Consider the following 239-nt stretch of genomic DNA (forward strand, 5'->3'; position numbering starts at 1 on the left):
TCCGATACAGCCACATTATTTATTTGCGCCGGAGGAAGCTCGCCAACGATACGCAAATAACGACTAATGACATCATGCAAGTTTGATCTTTGCGTTTCTAAGTTGTCTTCTGCAAGAGCCAGGCGACCCCTGATTTGCTCAAGGTCAGCATTTCTGGCAACACCTGCGGATGCACTTTCCTCAATTTGATTGTAAACACCGCGATGCTTTTCCACGTTATCACGTGCTAATTTAACTAG

1 protein-coding gene is annotated in these 239 nt (G+C 45.2%); it reads right to left on the minus strand.

All coding sequences use genetic code 11. From position 1 onward, the window contains the following. Nucleotides 1–215, minus strand: a 215-nt coding sequence (locus SB659_RS20425) for a hypothetical protein (RefSeq protein ID WP_410551755.1), incomplete at its 3' end; no start/stop codon positions are given. Nucleotides 216–239: the final 24 nt, after the last annotated feature.

This window comes from Arthrobacter sp. SIMBA_036, from assembly GCF_046535135.1.
In the GTDB taxonomy this organism is placed as follows: Bacteria; Actinomycetota; Actinomycetes; order Actinomycetales; family Micrococcaceae; genus Arthrobacter.